At 41.3% G+C, this 22,672-nt stretch carries 16 protein-coding genes; all 16 read right to left on the bottom strand.

Annotated features, from left to right (window positions below; all coding sequences use genetic code 11):
• Nucleotides 1–23: 23 nt before the first annotated feature.
• On the bottom strand, nt 24–1,247 hold the full coding sequence (locus tag RE476_RS02345) for a SufB/SufD family protein (protein ID WP_309308795.1): 1,224 nt from the start codon (nt 1,245–1,247) through the stop codon (nt 24–26).
• Nucleotides 1,226–1,972: an ABC transporter ATP-binding protein gene (locus RE476_RS02340; RefSeq protein ID WP_309308794.1), complete on the bottom strand. Its 747-nt coding sequence runs from the start codon at nt 1,970–1,972 to the stop codon at nt 1,226–1,228. The genes RE476_RS02345 and RE476_RS02340 overlap by 22 nt, the downstream gene beginning before the upstream one ends.
• Before the next feature lie 175 nt (nt 1,973–2,147).
• Complete coding sequence (locus tag RE476_RS02335) at nt 2,148–2,396, bottom strand: winged helix-turn-helix domain-containing protein (protein WP_309308793.1); 249 nt, start codon at nt 2,394–2,396, stop codon at nt 2,148–2,150.
• A gap of 123 nt (nt 2,397–2,519) precedes the next feature.
• On the bottom strand, nt 2,520–3,113 hold the full coding sequence (gene artB / locus RE476_RS02330; protein ID WP_309308792.1) for an archaeosortase B: 594 nt from the start codon (nt 3,111–3,113) through the stop codon (nt 2,520–2,522).
• A gap of 47 nt (nt 3,114–3,160) precedes the next feature.
• The gene (locus tag RE476_RS02325; RefSeq protein ID WP_309308791.1) at nt 3,161–4,702 is read right to left on the bottom strand and encodes a DUF7507 domain-containing protein; all 1,542 of its coding nucleotides are present in this window, start codon (nt 4,700–4,702) and stop codon (nt 3,161–3,163) included.
• A gap of 239 nt (nt 4,703–4,941) precedes the next feature.
• Nucleotides 4,942–9,234 carry a DUF7507 domain-containing protein gene (locus RE476_RS02320; protein ID WP_309308790.1) on the bottom strand — a complete coding sequence of 1,431 codons (4,293 nt, stop codon included), beginning with the start codon at nt 9,232–9,234 and terminating at the stop codon, nt 4,942–4,944.
• Nucleotides 9,235–9,422: 188 nt separating this feature from the next.
• On the bottom strand, nt 9,423–10,097 hold the full coding sequence (locus RE476_RS02315) for a hypothetical protein (RefSeq protein ID WP_309308789.1): 675 nt from the start codon (nt 10,095–10,097) through the stop codon (nt 9,423–9,425).
• A gap of 242 nt (nt 10,098–10,339) precedes the next feature.
• Complete coding sequence (locus RE476_RS02310; RefSeq protein WP_309308788.1) at nt 10,340–11,011, bottom strand: hypothetical protein; 672 nt, start codon at nt 11,009–11,011, stop codon at nt 10,340–10,342.
• 368 nt (nt 11,012–11,379) lie between these two features.
• Complete coding sequence (locus RE476_RS02305; RefSeq protein WP_309308787.1) at nt 11,380–11,655, bottom strand: winged helix-turn-helix domain-containing protein; 276 nt, start codon at nt 11,653–11,655, stop codon at nt 11,380–11,382.
• A gap of 52 nt (nt 11,656–11,707) precedes the next feature.
• Nucleotides 11,708–12,352 carry a hypothetical protein gene (locus tag RE476_RS02300; RefSeq protein ID WP_309308786.1) on the bottom strand — a complete coding sequence of 215 codons (645 nt, stop codon included), beginning with the start codon at nt 12,350–12,352 and terminating at the stop codon, nt 11,708–11,710.
• Nucleotides 12,353–12,422: 70 nt separating this feature from the next.
• Nucleotides 12,423–14,354: a cohesin domain-containing protein gene (locus RE476_RS02295; RefSeq protein WP_309308785.1), complete on the bottom strand. Its 1,932-nt coding sequence runs from the start codon at nt 14,352–14,354 to the stop codon at nt 12,423–12,425.
• A gap of 22 nt (nt 14,355–14,376) precedes the next feature.
• Nucleotides 14,377–18,003, bottom strand: coding sequence for a hypothetical protein (locus RE476_RS02290; protein WP_309308784.1), 3,627 nt, complete (start codon nt 18,001–18,003; stop codon nt 14,377–14,379).
• A 292-nt stretch (nt 18,004–18,295) separates the two neighbouring features.
• Nucleotides 18,296–18,640: a hypothetical protein gene (locus RE476_RS02285; protein ID WP_309308783.1), complete on the bottom strand. Its 345-nt coding sequence runs from the start codon at nt 18,638–18,640 to the stop codon at nt 18,296–18,298.
• 88 nt (nt 18,641–18,728) lie between these two features.
• A complete protein-coding gene (locus tag RE476_RS02280) occupies nt 18,729–20,216 on the bottom strand; it encodes a cohesin domain-containing protein (protein ID WP_309308782.1) in 1,488 nt (495 codons plus the stop codon).
• A gap of 755 nt (nt 20,217–20,971) precedes the next feature.
• Nucleotides 20,972–21,199: a hypothetical protein gene (locus RE476_RS02275; RefSeq protein WP_309308781.1), complete on the bottom strand. Its 228-nt coding sequence runs from the start codon at nt 21,197–21,199 to the stop codon at nt 20,972–20,974.
• A 7-nt stretch (nt 21,200–21,206) separates the two neighbouring features.
• Nucleotides 21,207–22,259 (bottom strand): L-threonylcarbamoyladenylate synthase, encoded by a 1,053-nt coding sequence (locus tag RE476_RS02270; RefSeq protein ID WP_309308780.1) that lies wholly within the window; start codon nt 22,257–22,259, stop codon nt 21,207–21,209.
• Nucleotides 22,260–22,672 lie beyond the last annotated feature (413 nt).

Below are 22,672 nucleotides of genomic sequence, written 5' to 3'. Positions count from 1 at the left end.
TTGATTAACTTTAGATGAGAGAATCAGATAGCGTTCTCTCCTATCTTTTCTATTGTGGCATCTATATCAGCTTTTAATTCATCCGGAATGCCCTGGATACCAACATCAAGGAACCCTCTTACGATCATACCCACGGATTCTTCTTCCGTAAGTCCTCTTGCCATGAGATATTCGATCTGCTCACGTGCTATTCTGCCCACAGCAGCTTCATGAGATAGTTCGATATCTTCAACATTTGCCTCGAGTATAGGAATCGCCCTTTGCATTCCACCACCAAGCACAAGTCCATGACATTCAAGGTGACCTTTGGCCTTATTTGCATTACCGATCATCTCACCGCGGGCAATGATATTGCCTCCTGTGGTAATTGTTCTTGATATAAGTTCAGCCTTTGTATCCTCTGCATTGAAAATAACCCTGCTTCCAAGATCAAGCTCCGAATCAGGATGTGCCACAGCAATTGTATTTAATCTTGCAAAGGCTCCTTTTCCTTCAAGGACAACAGTCGGGTATGCCTGTATGGATTTGACAGGTTTAAGGGTTACATAATTACTGATGTATGTACCACCTTCTTCCACATGAACGACAGTCCTTGGCCTGACACCAATTTGTTCTGCCCAATTGTGGATCATCGTGAAGTTCAGAGTTGCTCCCTTCTTAACATACATCTCTGAGATTCCAAGGTGAAGACCTTTTTCAATTCCATGTTTTGTGGAACAGCCCGTTATAACATCAAGTTCTGCTCCCTCTTCAACGATGACTATATTATGAACTGTCTGGGAAACCTGCTTGGAACCCAGAAGCAAACATGTCTGAACCGGCATTTTTGATTTTTTGCCTTCCGGAGCCCTGATGAAATATCCATCCGCTTCCTGAAGATAACTCATTGCAGTATATTTGTCAGCATCCGGTTTGACCAGTTTCCAGACATAATCCTTAACCCATTCATGAGTCTTCATTGCATCTTTGAGGGACATCAGTTCCACGACATCCTTGTTGCGCAGAGATGTGTGTGTGACAGCGTTATCCAGCATAATGAGACTGCCTGAACGATTCTCCTCAGATGGTGTGAATCCCACATTCAGGAGAGTCCTCTGATCCTCTTCACTGAGTTCACCAAGATCCTCTGTTTTTTCGACATCTTTTGAAGCAATGGAGTATTCATCAAGGTCGAAATCCTCCCCATAAGCAGCAGTCTTCTTGAGTGCAGCCTCTGCCCTCTTTCTCACATCTTCATCAGCTTGCATTTGATACACTCCTCATATCCCTGTTCTTTGATCTCGGTCAGCATTTCACGTGGGTTTCCGGAACACATGACGGTCCCATTACACAAGATATAGCCCCTGTCAGCTTCGACATAATCAAGGACTTGTCCGGTATGTGTAATTACCAGTGCAGATTTGCCATGCTTGCACCTGTCACCGGCACATTTACAATCTTTCTGCAAGAGTTGGTTTATCGTCTGACCAAGCTGTTCAATGCTCACAAGATCCACACCTGACTCAGGTTCATCCAGAAGAAGAAAATCAGGATTTTGTGCGGAAAGCTGGAGAAGTTCAGACCTCTTGATCTCTCCACCAGAAAATCCTACATTAACATCCCTTTCAAAGAACCTGACCATGTCCAGCGTTTCAGCAAGACTTTCAGTTTCCTTAAGGTCCTTAGTAATAACATTCAAAAGATCATAGAGTTTAACACCACTCATATTAGGAGGTCTCTGGGTCATGATACCCATACCCATTTGCGCCCTTTCAAAGACCGACATGTTGGTGATATCCTCTCCTTTGAAAATTATTTCTCCCTCTACAACATTATAACCACTAAATCCCATCAGTGTCATAAGAAGTGCGGATTTGCCTGCTCCGTTTGGTCCGAAAAGAACGTTAGTGTAACCGGCTTCAACATTAAGGTCAACGCCTTTCAGTATCCTTCGGCCGCCGATTTCAACTGTTAGATTATTGATCTCCAGCATAATATGGCCTCCTTTTATGATTTTTAATACCCATGAAATATGAAATTCATGAAAATCCAGCTTTATTATACGGGTTATCGGTTAAAAACCTATTGAGATTTAAGAAAATAGTATGATAATTCAATGCCATGCTAAAGATATAAAAGAGATAGTGGTTGCAGGAACTATGGTTAATTCACATACCTAAATATTTTGCAATCTCCTGGAATTCCCTACCTTTATCAGTTGTAATATACAGATTATCTCTTTGTTCTATCAAACCCTTTTCTTTTAACAGGGACAGGTACCTGTTCACAACTTCAAAGTTCAGATTTGCACGGTACACAATATGTGTTTTCTTTGCCCCCTCCAATGCAGCCCTTAATATTTCCACACTTATTGTTGATTTGGTTCGTCTAATAGTAACACCCACACTCAAATGCATAGTTGAAACAATATATTAGATCGTGTTTTAAGGATGAACACTTTATTGAAAATTCTATCTTTTCAGAACAACTGGCCATATCAAAGGTTTTCATCACCCATCATACCTCCAAATTATCCCCCTTCAAATATTTCCACTCTTCACTACCTTTTCTATCCATAGTAACATGAGCATCACGATAAGGAAGATGAATGTTATCTGCCACAGATAATAATGTACATAGCTGAAAAGTGCAGGATACATCAATCCTACAAAGGAAAGGAAAACCAGCCTGAACATGTTTATAACTAACATTGCGGGTATTCCCAGAACGATACCAAGTGCCTTGTTACGTAATGTCGTAGGATAGGCAAGCACACATCCTGCATAAACCAGTAGCTCATACATTCCTGTACATTCATCTATGACCATGACAGAAAAGCCGTTCATGTAAACGGATTGACCATAAGAAGAACTTTCAACTCCAAGGAGAGACATCAGAACTGAAAGGGCACTTGCAGTCGATGTGCTCAGGAAAACGAACTTCTCCTGAAATAATACATATGTCCCTGTGAAAAGTGCTATGTAAAAGAGATACGGCCCTATGAACCTGAGAATGCGCTCGTTCTTTTTCAAGAATGCATGCACATTACCCTTACTATGAACTAAAGGACCATCTACTTTTTCTATAGTTTTATGTTTCCTGGCACCCTTTAATTGTTTTTCTTTTTTAGCCATCTTTCCTCCAAGAAAAAAAAAACTATGAAAAAGAAAAAGGATTGGAATTAATCACGACGTCTCAGCGTGACAATTCCAAGTATTCCAAGTGCACCGACCATAGCCATTATACCAACAGGCGTCAGCAGTGGGACAACAGGCTGACAGTGGTAGTGGCTTGGGTCCTCATCAGTTACGACAGTACCTTGCTCATCCTCACCGGTTACAACAGCAATGTTCTCGTACAGTGGAACACATTCCTCCAGAGTATCTGTAACCACATAGGTCCATACTTCTCCAACATCGAGAATATCATCATTGTTAATACTCTTGGAAACGATCTTAGCATCCCCGATCGTACCGATCACATCATCTTCAACAACGATATTTTCCAGTGGTACATTTCCAGTGTTGGTTACGAAGTATTCCCATGTAATGGTCTCCCCTACAGCAATCTGCGGACCTGAAGGGTAATCTGCATCATAGCCATTTGTATGCTTCTCAATGTCAATGTCAGGTTCACATCTTACAATGTAGTGACTTGGATCTTCATCAGTTACCGGAATGACACCATAGTAACCTACAACGTCAGCAACATTAGCATACTGACCACATTCTGCAGTGCCAGTCGCCTCATAGGTCCATATCTCACCAATGTCCAGTATATCATCACCATTGCCTTTGTCTATGATGTTAGTTATGACACCAAGAATGTTGTCAGTAACAGCAACATTTTCCAGTGGCACATCTCCCATATTAGTAACAACATAGGTCCATGTAACATCATCCCCAGGCTGAAGTTCAGGTCCTGTTGGATTATCTGCATCAAAACCGTTAGTTGCCTTCTCAATATCAATGTCCGGGTTAGGAACTGCAATGAATATAAGTGCCCTGTCCTCACCAGGAATATCAAGATTGCCTCCGGCAGTTATTTCTACTTCAAATTCTTCACCGCCACTCAGATCGAAATAGTTACTAAGACCTGCGATAGATATCTCATATACTGCATCTCCAGCCTGACTGTTAGCCGCAACTACATTTGCTTCAGTAAAACCAGGGAAGGCACCATTAAGGATAGCTACAGTCACATCATTATTGGTGACAAGTATAAGCACACTCTGTGTGTCCTGGGTAAGTACTATGCTGAACTGCTCACCAGCACCAATACCTGTGATAGGTCTTGCGGTTACAGCACCTGCAGTGTCACCATTAGCTATTACACTGGATATGCTTGTATCACCATCGAGGTCACCCGGAAGACCGTATACTGTAGACATACCATAAAGTACATCGCCTACAGGATCATAACGTGCATAAAATCCCCGAAGGTCGTATCCGCTTTCAGCCGGTCCTGCCGTAGCCATGCTTTCATCAAAATTCGTACCCGAATCGGTCAGAGGGTCTTCATCATACCAATTTCCATCCTGGAATATAACCATTTTATCTCCAAAAGGACCGTTGGAATCATAACCTGTGCCTTCTGTTTGTGCAAAGGCCCAGCCTTCGTCCCACTCCCCAACTCCACGCACCCCATCCACGGATATTGCCGCAGCACTGGGGACGGAGAATAAAATGATCAATATTCCGAACATTACATGTAATCTGTTCATTATTTTCCGCTCCCTTCTTATAAAGAATATATTAACAATAAAGAGTTAGTTGCCACAATATATAGCAATACAGCAAACTAAATTCAGTAGGATTGTTACGTAAAAATATTTCGGAAAAATACTGTTTGGTTTAAAGTAAGTATAAAAGGAATACTCAACTCTGCAAATTTAAGCAAACATAAGTTAAATTGTTAAGTCAGGTAAAATCAGAACTTATTTTAAGAAAAGAAAAGGAGGAATTAATCCCCCCTCCTAAGATAGAATGCCCCCACAAGTCCAAGAGATGTGATGAATACCACCATTCCAACAGGACTCAACAGTGGTACTACAGGCTGGCAGTAGTAATTGGCTGCATCCTCATCTGTAACTTCATCACCTTCAAACTCACCTGTAACAACTGCAGTATTCGTGTGCTGCGGAACACATTCCTGCATGCTATCCCTTAGCTCGTATGTCCAGACCTCTCCCGGATCCAGAATGTCATCATTGTTGATGCTCTTCGAAATAATGCTTGATGAAGGTATTATTCCCAGTTTGTCATCATCAACAACCACATTCACCAATGGAACATTGCCTGTGTTCTCCACAATAAAGGTCCAGATGATCTCATCACCTACAGCAAGCAGAACTCCAGGAGCATGGTCAGCATCGTTTCCATTGATATATTTCTCAATATCAATATCAGGTCCACAGTTCACATTGTAGTGGCTGGGGTCATTATCAGTTACCGGAATAGCACCATAATGACCTACAACATCTGCAATGTTGGCATACTGACCACATTCTGCTTTACCTGTTGCCTGGTATATCCATACTTCACCCGGTAGAAGAGTGTCATCACCGTTTCCTTTGTCCACGATATTTGTTATGACACCAAGCTTATCGTCAGTGACCGTCACGTTGGTAAGGTGTACATTACCAGTGTTTGTGACCACATATTCCCAGGTGATATTTGAATCATAGACAAGCGTAGGTCCTGGAGCTACATCAGCATCAACACCATTGGTTGATTTCTCGATATCAATACGAGGTATGCAGACAACATTATAGTGACTTGGATCCTCGTCAGTTACTGTGATCTCGTTATAATCACCTGTTACAGTACCGAGGTTTGCATAGTCACCACATGAAGCACTGCCTATTGCTTCAAGCACCCATACCTCATCTACAGCAAGTATGTCATCTCCATCACCCTTATCGATAATATTAGTGATAGCACCAAGGATGTTATCACTTACCTGGATGTTTGTAAGGTCAACATTACCAGTATTAGTTACAACATAGGTCCACGTGACAGTATCACCAACATCAAGTGATGGACCTGGAGCAGTGTCAGCATCCTCACCATTTGTGGCCTTCTCGATATCGATGTCAGGACATTCACCGAAGTAGTGGCTCAAGTCACTGTCAGTAACAGTAGTATCACCAGCATCACCAGTTACAGTACCTTCGTTCTCGTACTGACCACATTCAGCAACACCGGTTGCTTGAAGTGTCCACACTTCTCCGACAGCAAGTATATCGTCGCCATCTCCCTGATCAATAATGTTGGTGATAGTTCCAAGAATACTGTCACTTACCTGAATGTTTGTAAGGTTGACATTACCAGTGTTGGTTACAACATACGTCCATGTAACAACATCACCCTGTGGGATTCCAGGGCCAGGACCAACATCAGCATCTTCGCCATTGGTGGCCTTCTCGATATCGATGTCAGGACATTCACCGAAGTAGTGGCTCAAGTCACTGTCAGTAACAGTAGTATCACCAGCATCACCAGTTACAGTACCTTCGTTCTCGTATTGGCCACATTCAGCAACACCGGTTGCTTCAAGTGTCCACACTTCTCCGACAGCAAGTATATCGTCGCCATCACCATTGTCGATAATGTTGGTGATAGTTCCAAGAATACTGTCACTTACCTGAATGTTTGTAAGGTTGACATTACCAGTGTTGGTTACAACATATGTCCATGTAACAACATCACCCTGTGGGATTCCAGGGCCAGGACCAACATCAGCATCGATACCATTTGTTGCCTTCTCAATATCGATGTCAGGACATTCACCGAAATAGTGGCTCAAGTCACTGTCATTTACAGTAGTATCACCAGCATCACCGGTTACAGTACCTTCGTTCTCGTATTGGCCACATTCAGCAACACCGGTTGCTTCAAGTGTCCACACTTCTCCGACAGCAAGTATATCGTCGCCATCTCCCTGATCAATTATGTTGGTGATAGTTCCGAGGATATTGTCACTTACCTGAATATTTGTGAGATCGACATTACCAGTGTTGGTTACAACATACGTCCATGTAACAACATCACCTTCCTGTAGTCCAGGACCTGGACCAACATCAGCATCTTCACCGTTGGTGGCCTTCTCAATGTCGATGTCAGGACATTCACCGAAGTAGTGGCTCAAGTCACTGTCAGTAACAGTAGTATCACCATAATCACCGGCTACACTACCTTCGTTCTCGTACTGACCACATTCAGCAACACCCGTTGCTTCAAGTGTCCACACTTCTCCGACAGCAAGTATATCGTCGCCATCTCCCTGATCGATTATGTTGGTGATAGTTCCGAGGATGTTGTCACTTACCTGAATGTTTGTAAGGTTGACATTACCTGTGTTGGTTACAACATAGGTCCACGTTACTGCATCACCCTGTGGAATGCCAGGGCCAGGACCAACATCAGCATCTTCGCCGTTTGTGGCTTTCTCGATATCAATGTCAGGACATTCACCGAAGTAGTGGCTCAAGTCACTGTCATTTACAGTAGTGTCACCATAATCACCGGCTACACTACCTTCGTTCTCGTACTGACCACATTCAACAACACCGGTTGCTTCAAGTGTCCATACTTCACCAATGGCAAGTATATCATCGCCATCTCCCTGATCGATTATGTTGGTGATAGTTCCGAGGATATTGTCACTTACCTGAATGTTTGTAAGGTTGACATTACCTGTGTTGGTTACAACATACGTCCATGTAACAACATCACCCTGTGGGATTCCAGGACCAGGACCAACATCAGCATCGATACCGTTTGTGGCTTTCTCGATATCTATATCAGGACATTCACCGAAATAGTGGCTCAAGTCACTGTCATTTACAGTAGTGTCACCAGAATCACCGGTAACGGTACCCTCGTTCTCGTATTGACCACATTCAGCAACACCTGTTGCTTCAAGTGTCCATACCTCACCGACGGCAAGTACATCGTCACCATCACCCTGATCGATTATGTTGGTGATAGTTCCAAGAATGTTGTCACTTACCTGAATGTCTGTAAGATTGACATTACCTGTGTTGGTTACAACATAGGTCCATGTAACAGCATCACCCTCCGGGATTCCAGGACCAGGGCCAACATCAGCATCTTCACCGTTAGTAGCTTTCTCGATATCGATATCAGGACATTCACCGAAGTAGTGGCTTGGGTCAATATCAAAAACAGGTATCACATCAAAGAAACCAACTGCTGTAGCATTATTCTCATACTGACCACATTCAGCAATTCCAGTTGCAATATAGATCCATGTTTCTCCGATCGCCAGTGTCGAATCACCATCACCATTATTGATTATGTCAGTGATGGAACCGAGTTTGTCATCTGTGACCGATATGTTCTCCAATGGCACATTACCGGTGTTGGTTACAACATAGGTCCACAGGAGTTCATTACCCTGAGGTATTCCAGGACCTGGTGCAGCATCAGCATCCTCACCATTAGTTGATTTTTCAATATCAATTTCTGGATTTGGTATTTCAAAGAATACTGCTGCAATGTCTTCTCCTACAATGTCAAGGTTTCCTCCGGCACTCGAAGCCACACTGAATCCCTGACCAGGAGTCATATCGAAATATTGAGCCAGGTTCTGTACTGATATCTCATATACACAATTACTGCAGTTATCAGGACCACCTGCATTACCATTTGCAGCAATTACATCATTCTCATCAATTCCTGTAAAGCCTATTGTGCTAACAGTCCAGTCATTATTTGTAATCACTATTATCAGTGCTTTATCACCCTGGAATATCATGATACTCCATTGTTCCCCAGGACCGATTCCTGTGAGATCTTTTCCAGTAACTGGTCCAAGTATATCGCCATTTTCCGTAAGGCCGACTATATTCCCATTACCGTCAAGATCGCCAGGAAGACCGTATACTGTAGACATACCATAGAGCGTGTCATTGATTATGTCATAATGAGCATACTGTCCTTTTATATCATATCCACTGGGATAAGGACCTTCCGTACTTAGATTCTCATTGAAGTTGGTACCTGCATCTGCAGCAGGGTCCTCATCATACCAGCCCCCATTCTGGAATACAACCATCTTGTCTCCGAAAGGACCATTTGAATCATAGCTGGTACCATTTACCTGGCCAAAGTTCCAGTTCTCATTCCATTCATCTATACTTCTTTCTCCATCCACAGTGATAGCTACTGCTGTCCCCGACATCACGAGCAACACCAGAGCTATCACAAAAAGTAAATTGTATTTTGTCATTTGCCCCACCCTTATAAGTAAAAGATTTATTACTACTAGGGAATAATTTACATAGAACACTATTTATTATCGTAGCAAACAAAAATCAGTAGGAATACTCCGTAGCATACTGAAGTAGGATAGTTACAAAACATTGAATAGAAGGATAAACAGAAGGAAGAGTTTAAGATAAATGATCCTTATTCATTTTATTTCGTTTTAAGATAGAGTTTTCCGGATAGTATATCTTCAATTATTTTCAGGGATTCCTCACCAATCTTTGTTTTTTTGCCCCTGTCAATCTTTTCCATATTGTTGTAATCAAAAATACTTTTGCATACACCATGACGTTTGTCCAAAGGATCATTATCCTGCAGAAATACTATACAACCTTCTAACCCTATTTCCCTTTGAATATATTTTAATGCATAACTCACCCCATAATGGCATCCGACACCCGGAAGAAAATATTTGTAACCTTCGTTCTTTTTCTCTTCGAGCCAGGGGAAGAGATGAGAATCACTATCAATTATAAAAATTCGGTCTTTTGTAAAATCCTGTTGCTTCAGAACATCTATCATACGACCCAGCGAACAGGGAACATTACAACTTCTGCCATCCAGTTTTAAGCATTTTCTATTTTTCCTTAATTTTTCATTATCAGATACAGGACAAGTATAATCTCCAAAAGGTTTGGCGCAATAAGGAAGAAAAGAGATGCAACTGTCCAGCTCATCTTTAACTATTTTCTGCATATCAACAGAAGGTGAGGAGATAGCTACGCTATGACTGAGCAAAATTTTGTTTACCTGATTGTAACTCAATCTGTTTTCTATGAGCCTTTTATTTATCGAATATGGAACGAATGAATATAATCTTTCCAAGACAGATATTTTCGTTGATTAACCCCACCTCTTAAATGCTTCATTCTTTGGAATGTGCATATCTCCCAAATAAAGATAGCATAATCATGATAATAAAACTTTGGCGTTGCAACAAAATACCGTATAGTGTATCTTTTTTTGTAGGAACAAAAAAAAATACAAATAAAACCTGCAAACTTGATATATATTTATAGTAGAGAAATAAATAAGGAAAGCACCCTAATATTTTCAATAGTAATGAATCATGTACTGGAAGGATTTTCATTAGTATTAGGCGATTTGTGAGGAACATCCACCATATTATGATAGTTCCCCGACAGGATACGATCCATCAGGATAATGGTCTCTTTATGCATCTTAGTCCTTTTGCCCTTGTCTATACCTTCCATTCCCAGATAATCGTTCATGCATTTACAAACACCATTGTCTTTGTCTTGAGAACAATAATCATCTACAAAGGCTATGCAACCCTTATAGCCAAGTTTCTTACCAATATAATCTATGGCATAAGATACGCCGTATTTACAGCCTGTGCCCGGCATGAAATATTCGTAACCTTCCTTCCTTTTTTGCTGCAGCCAGGGGAAAAGGTTGGAATCACGATCTATTATGAATATCTGATCTTTTTTGAAGCCATGTTTTACAAGAACATCTACCATTTCACCGAGTGAACATGGTACATCACATTTTCCACCAGATACCTTGATACATTTCTGGTTCTTCCTATTATTGACCTTGTCCGATGTCGGACATTCATGTTCCCCAAGGGGTTTTGCACAATATGGTAAAAAAGCAACACACTTATCCAGATCATCTCTTACCACTTTATTTATGTCGAGAGAATGCGGATATAATGCCAGGTGATTTTCTATCAGAAGATTATCCTGCTTTTTGAATTTGCATTTCCATCTCACAATCTTTTGATGAATTGAATAGGGAATCAATCCATATATTAATTCTCGGGTCAGCATTTTTTTTCCTCCATGACTTTTGGACTATACTTCCGTGGAGTTGTCCAGAGAAACCTATTATGCCCAATTATTGAGCTTTATAGGATATGGTTAGTTTGGTCATAGGTATAAACATCATGCCCCTATATACAGTTATTTGTGTACATAGAGTGTATTAATTAATATATACTGTGCACATAGTTATAAATAATTAAGACAGATACTGTACAAAGTCCCTACATTTTATGTACAAGTTAGACCTCAAAAAAACAATGCATTCGTGAACTGAGAAATTGTCAGTGGCTATCCAATAATAACCAATGACTATGAAATCAAAGACCTAATTCCTTTGCAATCTCCTGAAACTCTTTACCTTTTGCAGTTGTGATATACAAGTTTCCTTTATGTTCAAGAAGGCCTTTTTCTTCTAACATTTCAAGATACCTGTTAACCATATCAAAGTTCAGATTTGCACTGTAAACTATATGTGTTTTTTTAGCCCCCTCCAATGCAGCTTTTAAAATTTCCACACTAATGGCAGTCCTGCTTCTTCTAATATAACCACATCCACTAGTTACAGTTTCTTTTCTCCACCTGCAACTACCCACTCATGATGAATAAATGTTGGAAGAAAAATTCATTCCAACATGCAGATTCGATCTATTTCTTGGACTTGTATCTATAGGAAACAATTACAGCCCCTACAAGAATAAGACCAAATATAGCAATCATACTGCTGACACCACTTACAGGCGATGATTCTTCTTCACCTGCTACTTCATCAGCTACTTCTTCCTCTATTGGACTCTGAACTATTGTTTCATCTGGTTGTGATGTTTCAGATCCTGTGTCCACAGCTTCTTCGGTAGTCTCCGTAGTAACACTACTAAAGCCTCCGCCACCACCTGAAGATTTCGTTCCAGTTGTAGTAGGAGATGCAGGAGTAGTTGCACTAAGATCAAGGGAAATCATTTCACCACTCTGGTAACTGCTAAGGTCCAATGTTGTTGTTTCCACACCATTCACATAGATCGTGACTACACTGTAATCAGAGCTCACTCCCAGCCTGTTGCTTCGTTCATCACCGAAAAGACCTGTATTCGTTACAGTTGTTTCACCAACTGTCTGGCCATCAACAACAGCTGCCACTTCGGTACCCACAGGTGCCGGACTTCCATCAAGCATTAAACTCCCTTCTAATACTACCGGAGGAGAAATGGCTGCAGCAGGTACAGCTACTACTATGAATGAGAATAAAATTATCAAAACCTGTAATGAAACACCATATTTTTTATCGCTTATCATACGTCCCACCTTTGATAAATCAAAAAAGCAGTGAGAAATCTCACTGCAAACTTTTCATGTTTCTTTCACCTCAGCCCAATAGACACTCCTCATCTACGAATACGAAATAGCCTTCATACATATTCATGGCAAAGACATCGGTGCCTACCTGGTTACCATTGATAACTCCTTCCTCTCCATTGTAGCCTACGTAAGCAAACTCACTTGTGGAAGCCATCCATGGTCCCATGACCTTGATGTAGCAGTCATCAATCGTGGACAAAGCAACCTCTGCAGGAAGCTCTACCATGGCAGTGTGACCAATTGCGTTCCATCCTGGATAAAGTGTCAGTGATGGAGGTGTGGAAGGTACCATTGGTGTAAGATAGCTTCCATTGATCACTACAGTCTCACTCAGGTTGTTGTGCACCCAGTATGCCTTCAATGGTTCAAAGTCATCCGGTACAACCATCATGCCAGTAGAAGCATCATAATAGAAGACACTGTCTACTTCAGTATCATTGAAGTCTTGGAGTACATAGTCAATGCCTGCATTCTCAAGTGTCTGTGGAATTGATATCAAGTTCCATCCTGGCAGGAGTGCTATTCCTTCAACCTCAGGCACTGTTGAAACTTCAACCATACCATCAGTTACTATAACACCAGGAATATCAGCATTTGCTTCATCCTTGAGAACTACATTGTACATGTCAAGATCATAGATACCATCTGTTGCATCTGCTTTGACTTCGAACTCGATTGTCAGCAATGTACCGGCCTCTGGAGTATAAACACCACCAGTGGCTGCAAGTCCATATGTAATAGTACCTGCTCCGTCGTCACCGCTTCCAGGTGCTTCAAGTGCTCCCGGTCCCAGTAAGCCATTGGTCATGCTGTTTACCATGAGTGCTGCAGGATCATAATCAAGCTGCACGCTTACAGCACGGAGGTTGTAGTCAGCAGAGTCTATCTCTATATCCACCTGGAAAGTATCTCCAGCTGCAATAGGTCCGCTTGATGTTGGTACTATCATGGCTGTTGGCATATCGGGGACCTGACCGTCTCCAGATACCTGAACACTACCATCCGTGACACCTACATCAGGGATAGCTACATTGTCCTGGTCCTTGAGAGAGACACTATTCAGGTCAAGATCATAGGTTCCGTTTGCTGCGCCTGCCTTCACTTCGAACTCAATGGTTAGCATTGTTCCGGCTACCGGTACATAAACACCGCTGGTAGAAGCAATACCATAGGCAATGGTGCCTGCACCATCGTCACCGCTTCCAGGTGCAACAAGTGCTCCTGCTCCAAGTAAGTCCTCATCAGTAATGCTGTTCACCATAAGTGCGGATGAATCGTAATTCATCTGCAGATTTACAGCACGAAGGTTGTAGTCAGCAGAATCCACTTCTACCTGTACCTGGAATGTGTCACCGGGACCAACAGGACCGCTTGCTACCGGACTAATCTCCACTTCCGGTTCAGAAGGTGTTGGAATTACTTCATCTCCAACTTTTACTGTTCCATCTGTGATTATAACTCCTGGAATAGCTACGTTATCCTGATCCTTAAGCGATACAGCATTCAGGTCAAGGTTATAGGTTCCATTTGCTGCACTGGCATCAATTGCAAACTCAATGGTTAGCATTGTTCCGGCTACCGGTGCATAAACACCGCTGGTAGATGCAATACCATAGGATATGGTACCTGCACCGTCGTCGCCACTGCCTGGTGCTACAAGGGCTCCCGCTCCAAGCAAGTCCTCATCGGTTACACTGTTCACCGAGAGTATTGCCGGATCGTAATCAAGCTGCAGGTTCACGGCACGGAGGTTATCTGTATCAGAATTAACCATTACAGTAACCTGAAACGTATCGCCTGCATCATACTCATTTGTTTGTGGATCTACTGACACCGAAGGATCAGCAGCTGCAAGTCCTACGCCTACCATGAAACATGCACAAAATATTAAAAGGGTGGCAGTTAATCCTGCCATTCCCTTATGTGTTATTTTTGTCATGATTTCACCTCTTATATCAGGCTTAAGACTGATATACTCCTGCGAACTCTACGAAGTCATCGAAGTCTACGTCACCATCGTCATCGAAGTCGAAGATTGCATTGTAGTTGCTGTCACCCATTACTGAGTTGTAGCATGCTGCGAATTCAACAAAGTCGTCGAAGTTGACAATTTCATTTCCATCGTAGTCACCCTTCATCTCATCAACTGGTGGTTCAACTACTGGAGCACCGCCGTTCATGTACAGACCTGTGCCATCCGTTGGATCATATGTGAACATAATCCTCTGGAATTCAGTTGATAGTTCAACATTGTCACAAACATCAGAGTTTGGTGCTGTGAATGAACTTGTCAGCAGATAGTCGCCTTCGCCGCCTGCATTTGGCACATCTGGATAGACAAACTCCTTGTAGAAGTCTGGCATTGTGTAGATGTGTAGCCACTTCCAGGTCTCGAATGACTTAACTGGAATTGTGTCTGCTGTAGCAACTACACCATCACATTCTCTGAGCAGCTCAAGCAGGTTGGTGTGGAATCTGTCCTCATAGTCCTTGCCTGTGAAGTAGATCTCAGTTGCTGGCACATCGAACATACGTTCTGCAATTGTGTCATATGGTGTGTTGATGTACATGTCATGATACCAGAGCAGGTCGTCGGTTGCAGTTGAATCGAACCACTGTCCGTAGTAGCAGGTCGTGTCTTCTCCACCAGGTATGTAGTGTGGTACATCGATATCATCTATCATAATGTGGTCACCATTGAATGGTGGTAGCACAGGTATGATGTCACCGTCATACACAGCCTTCTTGACAACGGAAAGGTCATTGAGTGCAATGTCCTTGTGTTCTGGCAGTGGGTTCCTTATGGTGATGTACTTGACATCGTTGTACTCTGGACCAAAGATCCTGGCAACATCGTATTCTGCACCGTCTACGAAGAATGTTTCTCTTTCATAGAGCTGGCGTCCTACTGTAAGAAGTACCTTGTCATGGTTTACACCTGTACCTTCAATTTCAAGATACCATGGTTCATAGAACTGTGGATAGTTGTCTGTTACAGTGTGACGACCCGCACTAAGGATTCCGTACTCTACATCAATTGTGTGTAGTGTTCCTATCTGCACAGGTTCCTTGTTACCGTTGTAGTATACCTTGACAGATACCATGGAAATTTCACCATTTCCATCGTAGTTAATGTCATCAATCTCTACAATGTGGTCGAGGAACTGTACCCTCTCACCGACACCTACAGACAGAAGATCTGAGCTGATCTTGATATCCTTGTAAGTATCATGGTTGAAGTCTCCTACCTTCTTGAGCAGCACCATATCGTCAACTCCATCATAGTTGATGTCAAAGCTGTCAAGACCGATCTGTTCGTCATTGTCTGCAACTGGGAACCAGAATGTTGTCCAGTAAGCACCAGTGGAGCTCATTGCGGTTGCAGCCGTTGGCTGGTAATGCTTGTCAATGAACATGTAAGTGAACTCGTTCACTACATCTTCCCAGACGTATTCATTGTGGTTTGGTACCCATTCAACTATGCAATCCTGTGGAGGCTTTCTCAAATCTTCCTCAGTTAGAAGTTCTCTTGAATCACCATCAACACGGTAGAAATCATCAAGCCATACCATACCGGTTGGCTCAGTGTATTCAGGTACGAACCACTGTCTGAAGAAGACCTTCTCGTGTGAGTCCTTGTTGTCCACAACAATTCCTGCCTTTATCTTTGCAGGGTTAAGTGTTACAAAGTCCTTTTCTGGAGCTTCATCACTCAGTGGATCAAATGGTGCTTCAGGATCCTCGTATGGGAATGCTGCAGTGAGTCCATCTTCACCATAGACTCTCAGTCCATTGGTCTCTGTGTCAATCTCGTTGACATAGATATCCTCGGCTCCTGTTACCTGATCATAGACGAACATAAGTCTCTGTGGCCAGACGATGTTCTTAAAGTTGCAGACGTATTGTGGAACGTCATCACACAATATTGAGTTCTCTGCTCTGAAAGAACTTGTAAACAGGAAGTCACCTGTACCTTCATCAATATCAGGCAGCTCAGGATAGACGAATTCCTTGTAGAAGTCTGGCATTGTACGGATGTGTAGCCACTTCCAGGCTTCAACTACTTCCACATCAACTGATTTGAGTTCACCTTCGTCAAGCAGCTCAAGCAGGTTGGTGTGGAACCTTGGTTCAAGATCCTTGTTGATGAAGTAGATAAGCAATGGATCAACATCGTAGATCTTACGTTCTTCTACAGTATCATATGCATCAGATATTCCTATATCCTCATACCATTCTCCATCAGGAGCGGCTTCATTCAGAATAGAACCTTCATATCCTGTGTATGGACAGATCTCGTATTCATTGTGAGGAATGTTTATGTCATCAACCATTGTGTGCACCTTGTTAAGTGGTGGCAGCAATGGGAGATACTCACCATTGTCAACCATTTCCTTGACAACTGAGAGGTCATTTATTGAAACATCCTGGTGTTCTGGTACAGGGTTTCTGATAGTGATGTACTTAACACTGTTGTACTCAGGACCATAGATCCTGGCGACGTCATATTCTGCACCATCTACGAAGAATGTCTCTCTTTCATAGAGTTGGCGTCCTACTGTAAGAAGAACCTTGTCACTGCCTACACTGGTAGCCTCTACTTTAAGATACCATGGTTCATAGAACTGTGGCTTGTCATCTGTTACTGTGTGACGGCCTGCACTAAGGATTCCCTTCTCGACATCGATTTCGTGCAGTGTACCTATAAGTTCAGGTTCCTTGTTACCGTTGTAGTAAACCTTCACACCAACTTTGGCAAGCTCACCGCTTCCATCATAATAGATATCATCGATCTCTACGATATGATCGAGGAACTGTACCTTGTCACCGACTTTTACAGATATAAGATCAGAACTGATATCTATGTCCTTGTAACCATCGTAATTGAAATCTCCTACTTTCTTGAGCACAACCATGTCATCGACACCATCGTAGTCGATGTCATAACCATCAAGACCAATCTGTGCATCATCATTATCTGCGACAGGGAACCAGAAGGTTGTCCAATAAGCACCTGTTGTGCTCTTTGCAGTTGCTGCTCTTGGCTGGTAGTGCTTGTCAACGAACATGTAGGTGTAGTCTGTAACTACATCTTCCCAAGTGTACTCGTTGTGATTGGGCACCCATTCCACTCTTTTGATTGGCTTCTCGAATTGATCAAGAGATATAGCCCTCAAGTCATCTTCAGTTAATACCTCTTCTTCTTCTATAACTTCACCCGTATCAAGTGTACGATCAAAACAGCGTATGAAGTCATCAAGCCAAACCATACCTGTTGGTTCAGTGTACTCTGGCACAAACCATTGTCTTGTAAAGACCTTTTGCTTGGAGTCGATATTGTTTACCACAATATCATCTTCAATTAAGGCCGGATTAAACGTTACAAAATCTTTCTCTGGCGATTCTATATTCATTGGATCAAATGGTGCTTCCGGATCAGTGTATGGGAATGCTGCACTGAGTCCTTCTTCACCGTATATCCTCAATGAATTTGCGTCTTCAGCAGCACTTGCTGAAGTTGCTATTGAAAATATAGTAAGTAGAGCAATAGCAACTACTAAAAGCCTATGCTGGAACTTCACTTTCATTGTTAGTATCCTCCTTTCTTAAAGTCATATGACTTTTTGATACCATCAAACATGACTCCGTCTCCATTCGTTCAATGATACCCCAGTGAAGCTGTCTTGGACAATCCCACCGACAACCCCAAACAATGATATGAAGTTAGATTTTATAAACCGATAAGAAATAAAACTTCAGAATTTAGTTAGCAAACAAAAATAAGAAACATTGTTCCTGAACAATGTTACTTGAAAAACAAATCAACAGGACTGGGCATTAGAAAATAGTAAGGAGCTAAAAATAAAAAGAGGACAATGATCACACATTTGATTTGTTTTGTAAAGGAACAACAACTACGTCATAAGTAAAGATCAGCCATAAAAGGAAAGGAAAAGCTATCCGCCCAATAGCATACATGTAAAGAAACGCATCCTGATAAGAAAAGAAAAGTATTTGCAAATAGATCACCACTAAATTGAAAATAATCGTTAACATAAGGCCTATCAGTAATATTTTAATGGTCCTCTTCCTTTCAAGAGCCGTAGCAAGTACCAGAGCTACAAAAGGAATGAAATTCAACGGGAGATAAAACAAAAAGAAATTAGCAGGGTCCACAATAACAACGGAAGCGGCAAAATATCTCCCGCCTATAGGGACCCACACCAGAAATAAAATAGTAAGATAAAGAAAAAACCTTTTTAGGAAAGGTATCATTCTTATCGTGTTCATGAGTTCTTCCTTCTGATTATAACTATGTTTTACTCCTCATACAATACGCCAGTGTGATGGACAAGATACCTATAAGATAACCAAATCCTGGTGTCGCCTTTGCTTCACCCTCAGTACCCTGTACTTCATCTGATGCCTCTTCCTGAGTTGACGTTAGCCTATCCTCTATTTCATCAGGACTACCCAGTTTGAAAACTACAGGAACTTCGCTTACGCCAATGTTCGTGGCTTCTCTGTTCATAAGCTGATATACATCAGTGATAAGTGATTTTTTGTTTGCATCGGTTTCTTCATTGATCTTTACTTCAAAGTACCCGTCAGGCGATAATCCCGTACTCAGAAGTATACCACTTTGCAAATAATCATCCATCTCATCACTTACATTAAGAGAAATGGCATATGAATCCTGGAAATACCATTGCCAGCATTCCTTCTCAGTGTTTATCTGTGGCAGTTTACCGGCTGTAGCCACTACTGTAGGATCATACAAAGAACTTTCATTATTCATGAAATCTCCAAGTTCCATCTCATTAATTGCCTGTACCCTTTGGATCAATTCCTGCAATTGGTCACTGACATCTGAGATCGTACCCTCAGCAAATTCCACAGGAACGTTACCTATGTCCATGTCCTGTGCATTCTGGTCAATTATTGCATAGATGCCATCCATCTCAGTTCGATCGACCATGAGTGGTTCATAGAATACGACTACCAGATATCCAGCAGAGTTGGAGCCAATCGATACAATCTTACCTTGAGGGAATAGATATTGGCCTTCGAACTCAGTTACAAGTTCATTCTCAAGTATAAGACTATTCTGTGACCAGGATTCATCATTCCGAGTTGTTCCATATCGTCCTATTACTTTATAATCATCAGGATGGAAACCAAAAATATATGCATATCCTAATTGCGGTTCCACGACAGATGTTGATGAGCTGCTGCTGCCAGATGTGCTTTTAGTCTGGCTTGCAAGATCAATGGTTTCCAAAGGTGTTGAAGCATCATCTGTTACATCCCCAACTACCACCGAGCTTCCGGTTGCTTCACCGACAAGGTAATCTTTATTTTGATCAAGAAGCTTCGCTTCCTTGAAACTGAGACTGTAAACACCCTCAATAGTATCCTTTATCTGGAATTCGATGGATATCAATGTCCCACTTCCTGGCGCGTCATAGTTCGAATCAGCGAATCCATAGGTTATCGTGCCATCTCCATCATCACCACTTTCCGGCTCTATAAGCGCATCATTTTCAAAGAGGCTTCCTTTTGTGATGCCAATTACCTCAAAAGCGTTAGGATCATAGTCCAACTTAATATGTGCCGCTGATAACTGACTAACACCTGAATTAACATCAATATTCACATTAAACGTTTCACCGGGAGATAGACCGGTATGCGATTCAGGAGATATAGAAATCGATGCTGTTGCAGATGCATTCCCAATGGCTATCATCAGGACCAATAGAGTCATGACAGTATATTTGACAATGTTGTTAATACCCCACATTATGTAACCCCCGTTACGGTTTTATAGGCACAACGGCCTATTTGTTCAGTAATTAATATCCGTTTTTCAATTATGAAGATATATAGGTTCCGATTTGTTTACAAAGAAACATACTGAGCAAATATAAACATAAAAAGAGAACATATCAAAAAAGAATTGTGGGAAATAAATGGTCATATAGACCATCTATTCCCCTGATTCCGTTTATGGTGGTACGGTGGGGGTACGTTGATACTATTTCTTAATCAGACTATGCCTTATACAATAAAAAATGGAGACAAAATCATGATTACAATCCATATATTTGCGTTTACAGGAAATAAATAGAGAGGAAACTGTATTATGGATAATTATTAAGGATTAGAATATTTTCATTTTTACAGGACAGTGAGTATTCCCCTTCATTATTGAGCTTTTTCATCATTAAATTGGAATTGTTGAAATTGCTATATCTGCAATAAAGATATAATCAAAATCAAAAATATTTTAAATTGAAAGAATCCTGAAATAGCAAAAACAATGATATAAATATAAGAGACAGGTTAAGAAAGCCCTGCCTCTATCTCCTTCTATTTGCTTGTTTGGTGGTATCTGTAGTGGTACGAAAGCGAAATGTTCCCTTAATAGCGGGGGATACGGAGACAAATTACGACCACCATACTCCTTTTGGTTTCCAAACAAAATAAAGCTTATAGAAACTGTTTTGAGAAGGATTGATTAGTAGTTCTTATAAGTAAAATCTGCACACTTCGAAATTACTGTTTTAGTTGTTTTTTTGCCATAAGAATGGACACTGTCGCATATCCGAATATTATTATGCCCAACCAGATTATAGGTTCCCCTATGCCTTCATGTCCAAGATATGAAAGTGCAAGACCTATACTGAGTATCAGTACATTGACCTTAAGCAATTTTCGATTACGATAGATGATACTGACATACCTTTGCTTTTCATGGATAATATGCTTTTTTTCTTCATTCATAGAACCACTACACTTTGATTATCATATCTGCAGCCTTGCGAATTCTGTTAAAAACAGCCATTCCTATTCCATCCGGCCTAAAAGAACCATCCACTATTATTATATCTATGTTTCTTTCATCGAGGTAACGAAGTCCAAAAAATAAATTCTTTGCAGCTTGTTCAGGTTTGTCTTTCTTACCCATGGAATATGAAAGATATTCTGAAAAATTATTATGTGATTCTTCTGTAAGCAACAATCCTATTTTTGCATTCCTCAGACTAAGATCAACAATAAGCTCTTTTATCCTGGAAACTACATGTTCATGTTCTCCTTCAACTAGGATAACACTTGACTCCGGAGAATAATGCGTATATTTCATTCCCGGAGAACGGACGGTCTCGCTTTCCGGATGCACTTTGTCATCATAAGCAACTTTGACCTCACCTATGCACTCTTCAAGTTCTTCTTTGCTTATTTTACCAGGTCTTAATATCGCAGGGATCTCGGAGGTCATATCAACTACCGTCGACTCAAGTCCAATGGAAACTTCCCCGCCATCTATAAGTGCATCTATCCTTCCGGAAAGGTCACACAAAACATGTTCTGCAGTTGTAGGACTTGGTTTTCCTGAAAGGTTAGCACTTGGTGCAGCTATAGGTATTCCCGAACGTTTTATCAGTTCCAGAGCGATCAGGTTTTCAGGCATTCTGACAGCTACGGTATCTAAACCTCCTGTTGTTACATCAGGAACTATCGGCTTCCTTTCCATAATAAGAGTCAATGGACCCGGCCAGAATTTATCCATAAGGAGGGATGCTTTATCAGGTATACTCCTGACAAGTTTCAGACAGCTTTCCTTTGAATCCACATGAACTATAAGTGGGTTATCTGCCGGTCTGCCTTTTGCTTCAAATATCTGCAGTACTGCTTTTTCATTGAGAGCATCAGCTCCAAGTCCATAGACAGTCTCGGTGGGGAAAGCAACAGTTCCACCTTCTTTCAGAATTCTTGCTGCTTCCACAATAGAAGCTTCCCGATCTTCTTCACTTATGTAGAATACCTTTGTGTTCTTTTTCATAATTCGGTATTATATTAAAAAATCGACTTCATTTTAGAAGTGCCTTTTTATTTTAGACTATTCAATAGACTGCAGCCATTATTAGGTGATAAGGCTCATAAGTTTTTTGTTCATCTTCCCCAAGAATCATTATAACTTTAAGATGACAATTATGACATCAATCAGTCTATTTTATCCAATTGTGACATTTATGCAGGTTGCAGTCTAGTAAAAGGTAATACTTATATATGATTATTTCATCTAGTCACGCTGTGAGCGGGTACATTTTTTAACCCCACTCCCACACTAACCCCCCACTCCCCAACCCGCTCACGATAAATAATTGGGAAGTTTAATATTGGTTTTTGTTGGGCATTTCAGATGTTACTGCAAAAATGCAAGATCTGAATATATTCAAAACAATTAAAGTTTAA

The sequence above is a fragment of the Methanolobus mangrovi genome, assembly GCF_031312535.1.
Classification (GTDB): Archaea; Halobacteriota; Methanosarcinia; order Methanosarcinales; family Methanosarcinaceae; genus Methanolobus; species Methanolobus mangrovi.
The sequence above is the reverse complement of the archived record's forward strand: the minus strand, read 5'-3'. Positions and strand labels throughout refer to the sequence as shown.

Bases quoted from the DNA above. Each gene is read 5' to 3' on its own strand.
- RE476_RS02345 (WP_309308795.1), bottom strand. From the start codon at position 1,247: ATGCAAGCTGATGAAGATGTGAGAAAGAGGGCAGAGGCTGCACTCAAG.
- RE476_RS02340 (WP_309308794.1), bottom strand. From the start codon at position 1,972: ATGCTGGAGATCAATAATCTAACAGTTGAAATCGGCGGCCGAAGGATA.
- RE476_RS02335 (WP_309308793.1), bottom strand. From the start codon at position 2,396: ATGCATTTGAGTGTGGGTGTTACTATTAGACGAACCAAATCAACAATA.
- artB (WP_309308792.1), bottom strand. From the start codon at position 3,113: ATGGCTAAAAAAGAAAAACAATTAAAGGGTGCCAGGAAACATAAAACT.
- RE476_RS02325 (WP_309308791.1), bottom strand. From the start codon at position 4,702: ATGAACAGATTACATGTAATGTTCGGAATATTGATCATTTTATTCTCC.
- RE476_RS02320 (WP_309308790.1), bottom strand. From the start codon at position 9,234: ATGACAAAATACAATTTACTTTTTGTGATAGCTCTGGTGTTGCTCGTG.
- RE476_RS02300 (WP_309308786.1), bottom strand. From the start codon at position 12,352: ATGATAAGCGATAAAAAATATGGTGTTTCATTACAGGTTTTGATAATT.
- RE476_RS02295 (WP_309308785.1), bottom strand. From the start codon at position 14,354: ATGACAAAAATAACACATAAGGGAATGGCAGGATTAACTGCCACCCTT.
- RE476_RS02290 (WP_309308784.1), bottom strand. From the start codon at position 18,003: ATGAAAGTGAAGTTCCAGCATAGGCTTTTAGTAGTTGCTATTGCTCTA.
- RE476_RS02280 (WP_309308782.1), bottom strand. From the start codon at position 20,216: ATGTGGGGTATTAACAACATTGTCAAATATACTGTCATGACTCTATTG.
- RE476_RS02275 (WP_309308781.1), bottom strand. From the start codon at position 21,199: ATGAATGAAGAAAAAAAGCATATTATCCATGAAAAGCAAAGGTATGTC.
- RE476_RS02270 (WP_309308780.1), bottom strand. From the start codon at position 22,259: ATGAAAAAGAACACAAAGGTATTCTACATAAGTGAAGAAGATCGGGAA.